This window comes from Streptomyces sp. NPDC015661 (genome assembly GCF_043077765.1).
GTDB lineage: Bacteria > Actinomycetota > Actinomycetes > Streptomycetales > Streptomycetaceae > Streptomyces.
In genome coordinates this window covers 184,271-191,129 of the sequence record NZ_JBIBST010000015.1, presented here as the reverse complement: position 1 = coordinate 191,129, position 6,859 = coordinate 184,271, and the positions used below count along the sequence as shown (strand labels likewise).

8 protein-coding genes are annotated in these 6,859 nt (G+C 70.6%); 1 reads left to right on the top strand and 7 read right to left on the bottom strand.

From position 1 onward, the window contains the following. The 4 genes from ACF07V_RS33525 to ACF07V_RS33510 all read right to left on the bottom strand — a co-directional run. Positions 1-941: CHAP domain-containing protein (locus ACF07V_RS33525; RefSeq protein ID WP_392159457.1), on the bottom strand; the 941-nt coding region annotated here is incomplete at its 3' end. Between the two features lie 135 nt (positions 942-1,076). Further along, positions 1,077-1,526 carry a hypothetical protein gene (locus ACF07V_RS33520; protein ID WP_392159456.1) on the bottom strand — a complete coding sequence of 150 codons (450 nt, stop codon included), beginning with the start codon at positions 1,524-1,526 and terminating at the stop codon, positions 1,077-1,079. 440 nt (positions 1,527-1,966) lie between these two features. Next, on the bottom strand, positions 1,967-2,131 hold the full coding sequence (locus tag ACF07V_RS33515; RefSeq protein ID WP_392159455.1) for a hypothetical protein: 165 nt from the start codon (positions 2,129-2,131) through the stop codon (positions 1,967-1,969). A gap of 142 nt (positions 2,132-2,273) precedes the next feature. After that, complete coding sequence (locus ACF07V_RS33510) at positions 2,274-2,630, bottom strand: hypothetical protein (RefSeq protein WP_392159454.1); 357 nt, start codon at positions 2,628-2,630, stop codon at positions 2,274-2,276. 132 nt (positions 2,631-2,762) lie between these two features. Between ACF07V_RS33510 and ACF07V_RS33505 the strand changes: the two genes are divergently transcribed. Continuing rightward, on the top strand, positions 2,763-3,755 hold the full coding sequence (locus ACF07V_RS33505) for a LuxR C-terminal-related transcriptional regulator (protein WP_392159453.1): 993 nt from the start codon (positions 2,763-2,765) through the stop codon (positions 3,753-3,755). 146 nt (positions 3,756-3,901) lie between these two features. On the opposite strand, the gene ACF07V_RS33500 is transcribed toward ACF07V_RS33505, so the two are convergent. From ACF07V_RS33500 to ACF07V_RS33490, 3 genes are all read right to left on the bottom strand, one after another. After that, complete coding sequence (locus ACF07V_RS33500; RefSeq protein WP_392159452.1) at positions 3,902-4,762, bottom strand: histidine kinase; 861 nt, start codon at positions 4,760-4,762, stop codon at positions 3,902-3,904. Next, positions 4,675-5,511 carry an alpha/beta hydrolase gene (locus ACF07V_RS33495; RefSeq protein WP_392159451.1) on the bottom strand — a complete coding sequence of 279 codons (837 nt, stop codon included), beginning with the start codon at positions 5,509-5,511 and terminating at the stop codon, positions 4,675-4,677. The genes ACF07V_RS33500 and ACF07V_RS33495 overlap by 88 nt, the downstream gene beginning before the upstream one ends. Positions 5,512-5,729: 218 nt before the next feature. After that, the gene (locus tag ACF07V_RS33490) at positions 5,730-6,617 is read right to left on the bottom strand and encodes a cupin domain-containing protein (protein ID WP_392159450.1); all 888 of its coding nucleotides are present in this window, start codon (positions 6,615-6,617) and stop codon (positions 5,730-5,732) included. Positions 6,618-6,859 lie beyond the last annotated feature (242 nt).

Below are 6,859 nucleotides of genomic sequence, written 5' to 3'. Positions count from 1 at the left end.
CGCGCGATGATGTCGGCGACCCCGGTCGAGTTCATGTCTCCCGCGCCCACGATCAGGTTGTACTGGTCCCAGCCGCCGCCCAGATCCGTACGGGCGGTGAACTTGCCGTCGCCGATGCCCATGTACGCGTACAGGTGTCCTGTCGCCTTGTCGCGCGCCAGAAGGTCCGGCACGCCTGTGGAGTTGATGTCACCCGCCCCCACGATCATGTCGTACTGGTTCCAGCCGCCGCCGAGATCCGTACGACCCGAGAACGACCCGTCACCCACACCCATGTACGAGTACAGATGGCCGTCCGAGCCACGCGCCACGAAGTCGGCCACACCCGTCTTGTTGATGTCACCCACACCCACGATCGGCGACATCCCCTCCGCCATCGGGGGGTTCTGGTCCACTCCGCCGATCGGCGAGACGTATCCGCTGACGCGCTGGGTGTTGTAGTAGCCGGCGGCCGTGATGGTGCCGTAGGTGACGGCGCCGCTCTGGTTGCCGCCGATGGTGGTGATGGTGCCGTCGGTGTTGATGGACTTCACGAGGGCCACGTGGTCGGCGTATCCGGCGCCGTTGTAGTTGAAGACCACCGCGTCACCGACGTGCGGGGTGCTCTTCAGGCCGCCGTTGTACTGGCCGAAGCTACCGGCGGCGGCAGTGAGGCCGGCGACGTCGACGCCTGCCTGGGCCCAGACCCACTTCGCGAAGTCGGCGCACCAGGCCTCTCCACAGCTCCCGTAATAGCCGGAGCCCCCGGCGCTGTTGGTGTCGCACGGGCCGTTGCCGAGGTTCTGCTCCGCTATCCCCGTGATCGTGGAACCCACGCTGGCGGAGGCGGACTGGGCGCCGGAAAGCATCAGGGCGGGAGCGAGCAGAGCGGTGGCGAGCATTCCCTGCAGAGTGCGCCGAATTGAAACCTTTGACACGTCTTGTCTCCTGTAAGTAGGCATGCTGAAGTCCTCGGCACGCGCGTGCCGGGTGAAGTGAGGAGGAGCCGCACCGCAGAAGGCGCGGCGATCGGGCTCTGATGCCGTCGATCAGAGGTGGTGCGGTCGACGGTGGTGCCGTCGATCAGGCAGTGATGTTCAGGGCGCGATCGTCACCTTCGCCGCGGCCATTCCGGCCTGCTGATTGGCGGGCTGTGAAACGGCGTACGCCTGGAGTTCGGTGACTCCGGCGCGCAGACCCGTGTCCACCGCGATCCGGTAGCGGATCGTCGTCGTGGCTCCCTTGGGCAATGGCGCTCCGCCGGTCGCGGCAAGGAGGAAGTCCATACCCGAGGCCTGCGGCAGAAAGGCGGGCTGCCATCTGCCGGTGGCGGGGTCGAGGCGCTCCAGGCGCCCGGCCACCGAGCCGAGGGGGGCGAGTCCCCCGTCGTACTGGTCGAAGCGAATCACGGGTGCGATGAGCGGGTAGTCGGTGTCGCCGGTGTTGCGCATGGTCACGGTGAACTCCACCGGTGCGCCGCCGGGAACGAACCGCGGCGAGGCGGGCAGCCCAGTGATGCCCACGGTGAGTCGCGCGGTCTTGGCCACGGTCAGAGGGCCTTCCGGAAGGCGTTGCTGCTGCCCGGCGGGCGGGCGGTGAGGCGGGGACGTGGTGGGCCGGGTGTGGGCAGATGCCGGGGTAGCCGGGTTCTGCGGAGCTCCCGCGGCCGCGCCGGGCGCCGGAAGGGGATCGGGCGCCCGGCCTGTCGGTCCGGGGTCCAGAGGTTTGGGGGCCTGAGAGGCCTGGGCAGCCGCCCCGTGGTCCGCGCTGTCGGCGCCGGAGTTCGTGGTGGCCGCGGTACGGGCCTGGGGAACGGCCGGGTCGGCGCCGGCGCAGGCACCGAGTGAGCCGACGAGTCCCGCGACGAGCAGAACGGCGGCGGCGAGTCGACGGGATGAACGGGGACTGGAGTTGACGGACTTCATGATGACTTGCTTCCTCCGCACGAGGGCCGATGGCAGGTGAATGTCGGGTGCTGCCCCGGCGACTAGCCCCAGATCCTGTTGTCGTCGGGCCCGGAGGCGACGACGGTCACGGAGGTGGTGGAGGAGTGGCTCTCGGCCGGCTGGGACTGGATCCCGTGGGCGGTGCCGAGCGCGACGAGCGGGAGGGCGGCGACCGCGGCGGCCTTGACGAGGGTGATGCGAAGCATGGTCGTGGTCCTTCTGTGCGTCGGGATGGTTGCCGGTGCTTTGCGTCCCGCGGTGGCGCTGGGCTCCGGTGGTGTCGTCCGGGGTGGTGTCCCTGGCTGACGAGTTCAGCTTCGTAGGAATTCGGACGGGGCGGAAGCGCGATCAGGTGGACGGAATCTGCAGTGGACGGTTCTGTCCACCGTGGCCGGGGGAGGACAGGAGGCGCTCGTAGAAAGGGGCCACCAAGGGCACTGTGGCGCCCATGAGTTCGCATGCCTCGAGGGACGGCTGGGTCTCGAGGACGCGTCGGCAGAGAGCCTCCCCGCGCGCCTCCGCATCGTTCAGCGAGCCGGCGAGGAGGAAGACGCCGACGACGGGATGTGGCCGGGCGTGGATGTGCGTGACCACGTGCTCGACGCGCTCGTCGGGACGGGCGGCGGAGAGGAGCAGATCACTCAGGCGTGGGGGGAGTACCGCGTCCGGCCCCAGCGGCCCGAGTGCGGCGTGGATCAGATACATGGGGCGAGGCACCGATGGTGGCGTTTCCGGCAGTGGACGGAAGCATCCACTGCCCGGCCCGCGACACTGTCGTACATTCATGGGTGATCACGGGCTGGGGCTGATCACCAGCTGTCGCAAGGGGGGAACCGAATGCTCACCGCACTCGGCCTTGATGCCGTGTCGGACGCCGTATATCGCAGCATGCTCGCTCACCCGCAGGAAGGCGTGAGAGCCCTCGCCGCGCGTCTCGGGACGACCGAGACCGCGATAAGCCACGCCCTGAACACCTTGAGCGAGCTGTCCCTGCTCCGCCCTTCCGGCGAACATGAGGGAATGCTGCGGGCCGTCTCCCCGGACATCGGGATGGAGATCCTGATGGCGCGGCAGCAGGAGGAGCTCGCCGCCCACCAGCTGCGGATCGAAGCTTCCCGCGCCGCCGCCGCCCAGCTCATCGCCGAGTACGCCGACCTGCGCCCCTCCGGCACGTACCCGGGGATCGAGCAGCTCAACGGTATCGACCAGATCCGCGACTGCCTGACGCGGCTGACCCGGGACCTCCGGGAGGAGGTCATGACCTTCGCGCCCGACGGCGGCCAGAAGCCCGAGCACATCGAGGCGGCCCGGCCCCTCAACCGAGACCTGCTGGAGCGCGGTGTCCGGATGCGCACCATCTACCTCGAGAGCGTGCGCAACAGCCCGCACACCGTCGCGTACCTGAACTGGCTCGCCGAACTCGGCGGCCGGGTGCGCCTCGTTCCCTCGCTGCCCACCCGGATGATCCTTTTCGACAGGTCCACCGCCGTGATCCCGGTGAACAGCGACGACACCGCGGCCGGCGCCGTCGTCCTGACCGGTCAGGGCACCCTCACGGCGCTCTGCGCCCTCTTCGAACAGGTCTGGGAAGGCGCGCAGCCGCTGGGCGAGGCACCCGGCGTCAGCGATCTGGACCTCAGCGCCCAGGAGCAGAGCGTGATCGATCTCCTCTCCAAGGGCCACACCGACGACACCATCGCCAAGCGACTCGGTGTCTCGCCGCGCACCGCCCGCCGCCTGGCCAGCGACCTCATGGAACGCCTGGGGGCACGCAGCCGCTTCGAGGCGGGAGTCCGGGCGGTCCAGCAGGGCTGGCTCCCCACACGCTGACCTGAGGATTCGTTCAAGAGCGCATGACGGGAATCGAACCCCTGCTGAAAGCTTGGGAATCTCGCGCGGGATAGGGCGCGGCCCGGCTCGTCCGGTGGATGTTCCGTCGGCGCGTTTCGGTACCCGGCCCGGGCCTCGGCCGGCTCTCAGCGTGTTCCCAGGCCGCCGTCGGAGGCCGACACGATTCCGCACTCGTACGCCGTGATCACGAGCTGGGCGCGGTCGCGGGCGGTCAGTTCGGCCAGGAGGCGGCCGATGCGGGTCTTCACCGTCCCCATGCTCACGTGCAGACGCGCCGCGATCTCGTCGTTCGACGAGCCCCGCGCGATCAGCTCCCAGACCTCGCGTTCCCGCTCCGTCACCCCCGTCACCGGGGCTCGTGCCCGGCCGGGGGCCGGGCCGGGGCGGCGGGTGAAGTCCTCGATCAGGCGGCGGGTCACCGACGGGGCCGGCAGGGAGTCGCCCGTGGCGACGACCCGGATCGCGGCCGGCACCTCCGCCCCGGGCGTCGGGCCCAGCGGTACGTCGACGGCGCCGCCGTCGGTACGCAGCACACCGAGGGCGCGGCGCATGTCGGTCGTCGCGGCCCGGCTGGTCTGCTCGACGACGCGCAAGGCATCGAGGGCCTCCTCCGGGCGCCGCTGGGCGACATGACCGGCGACGCCGGCCTTCACGGCGATCAGGCTGAGGCTGTGCGACACGATGTCGTGCGTCTCGCGTGCGATCCTCAGCCGTTCCTCGACGACGGCGCGTTCGGTGTGGCGGGCGGTGTTCGCCGCCTCCCGGGCCCGGCGGGCGCGCGCGGCGAAGCCGGCCGCCCAGCCGCTGCCCAGGACGACCCAGGCGATGGCGGCGACACCGGACCACGGTCCGACACGGGGCGGACGGGACGCGACCCGGTGGAACCTCGCCCCAGGGGTCAGCTCTGGCCGAGGTCGCCGGCGGTGGGGGAGAGGGCCCAGTCGAGGGCGAGGTCGGCGACGGCTTCCCAGCCGGGCTCGCCGCACGTGTAGTGGCTGCGGCCGTCGAAGAGCTTGTACGCGGTGATCGCCTTCGAGCGCTTGGCGTTCTTCTCGTAGTTCTCGTGCTGCACGGAGGGCGGCAGGATGTTGTCGTTGCCGCCGGAGACGAACAGCAGCGGGGCGCGGTCGTCGTTGGCGAAGTCGTAGGTCGTCGACGCGCTCGGGGTGAAGTTCGCGAAGCCGCCCTGGAAGAGGATGCGGCCCGAGACGGGAACGGAGTAGCGGTCGTAGACGGCCTTCGACTCCTCCTCGGTGAGGTTGTTGGTGAAGGCGTAGTGGAACTCCTTCTCGGTGATCGGCACCGCGCGGCTCTTGTTGGCCGGGTTCTTCAGGACGGGGAAGGTCGCCTTGATCTCGCTGAACGGGAGCGACTTGATCCCCTTCACGGCCGCGCCGTCGATGGACACGCCGGCCGACCCGTACCCGGCGTCGAGGAGGAGCTGGACGAAGGCGCCGCCGAACGAGTGCCCCATGATGATCGGCTTCGTGTCGAGCCCGCCGATGACGTGCTTCAGGTGGTCGAAGACCTCCGTCACGCCCAGGCCGGCCAGCGGGGACGGGTCGTCGCGCAGAGCCTGGACTCCGGCGGTGCCGGGCTGGATGCCGGGGTAGCCGGGAGTGAGCACCTTGAGCCCGCGCTGTTCGTAGCGGGTGACCCAGTTCTCCCACGACAGGGGGGTCATCCACAGGCCGTGGATGAGGACGACGGTGTCCGTGGCCGCTTCTCGTTCCATGAGTCTCACCCTGATCTCTCCGGCCGAGGGGCTGGGCCCGCTGCCTGCCGGCTCGTCTTCCCGCCGCGCGATCCGGTGCCGCGGCCCGTCGGCCTTTCGCCGACACGGAAGACGCTATTCCGGCGGTCGGCCGAGCAGAATGATCGACTCGCTTCCTTTCTTTGCCCAAACGCCAGGTCGGGCCTGTTCCGGCTCTTTGCCCAAACGCCAGGTCGCACCTATTCCGGCGCTTTTCGGGCGGCGCGCCAGTCACGGGGGGCGGTGCCGTACTCGCGGGCGAAGGCCCGGGAGAACGCCGCCTCGGACTCGTATCCCAGGGCCTTGCCGATGGCTCCCACGGGCTCCGTGGTCGTCGCGATGCGGTCGGCCGCCCGCGCCAGGCGCAGCCGGGCCAGGTAGCGGGCGGGCGGGTCTCCGGCCAGCCGGGTGAAGCGCGCGGCGAACGCGGCCCGGGACAGCGAGGCGAGCCCGGCCAGCTCCTCCACCGTCCAGGGCTGCTCGGGATGGCGGTGGATGGCCCACAGGGCGGGCCCGAGGGACCGGTCGAGCGCGGCTGTCAGCCACCCCGGGCTGCCGCCGGCCCCGTCGGCGTCGGACCACGCCCGCAGTGCCTTGATGAACAGCAGGTCCAGAAGCCGGGACGCCATCGCCCGCGACCCGGCGCTCGGATCGGCGATCTCGGCCGCCAGCAGCCCGGCGCTGAGCGGCAGCCACTCCAGACCGGGTTCGGCGCCGCGCAGCACGATGACCTCGGGCAGCGACGCGAGGAGCGGGGAGGCCGCGCTCTCCTCGACGAGGAACCGGCCGCTCATCCAGGAGGCATCCCCCTCCACCGCCCTCAGCCGGTGCGCGGTGCCGGTCGCCAGCAACGCCATGTCCCCCCGCCCGAGCCGCAGTCGCGTCCCCTCGTCGACGACGAGCTCGACCGGCCCCTCCTCGACGAGGTGCAGCGCCCGCTCTCCCGGCGCGTGGCGGACCTCGGTCCCGCCGGCCGCCCGGACCGAGGTCAGCGCCTCGCCGCGCAGATGGATCATGTCGAGTACGTCGGACAGCGCGTCGACGGACGCGTCGAGCGGGGCGGCCTGCGGCCCGACCGGATCACTCATGCTCTCGTGTCCTCACCTGTCGTGTAGTGCTCCGGCCCCTTCTATCAGCGACTCGTGCGTCACGGGCTGAGCGAAAGCACCACGGGCTGAGCGAAAGCACCACGGGCTGAGCGAAAGCGCCACGGGCTGAGCGAAAGCGCCACGGTCTGAGCGAAAGCGGAGCGGCGCCCCCGACGTGACGGCTTCGCCCGCTCGGCGGCCGCGTGCGACAGTCAGATGAATCCGCAGATCCCTCCAGCTCA

What these genes read in the sequence shown, in the direction of transcription:
- ACF07V_RS33515 (WP_392159455.1), bottom strand. Translation starts at nt 2,131, where the DNA reads ATGCTTCGCATCACCCTCGTCAAGGCCGCCGCGGTCGCCGCCCTCCCG.
- ACF07V_RS33510 (WP_392159454.1), bottom strand. Translation starts at nt 2,630, where the DNA reads ATGTATCTGATCCACGCCGCACTCGGGCCGCTGGGGCCGGACGCGGTA.
- ACF07V_RS33505 (WP_392159453.1), top strand. Translation starts at nt 2,763, where the DNA reads ATGCTCACCGCACTCGGCCTTGATGCCGTGTCGGACGCCGTATATCGC.
- ACF07V_RS33495 (WP_392159451.1), bottom strand. Translation starts at nt 5,511, where the DNA reads ATGGAACGAGAAGCGGCCACGGACACCGTCGTCCTCATCCACGGCCTG.
- ACF07V_RS33490 (WP_392159450.1), bottom strand. Translation starts at nt 6,617, where the DNA reads ATGAGTGATCCGGTCGGGCCGCAGGCCGCCCCGCTCGACGCGTCCGTC.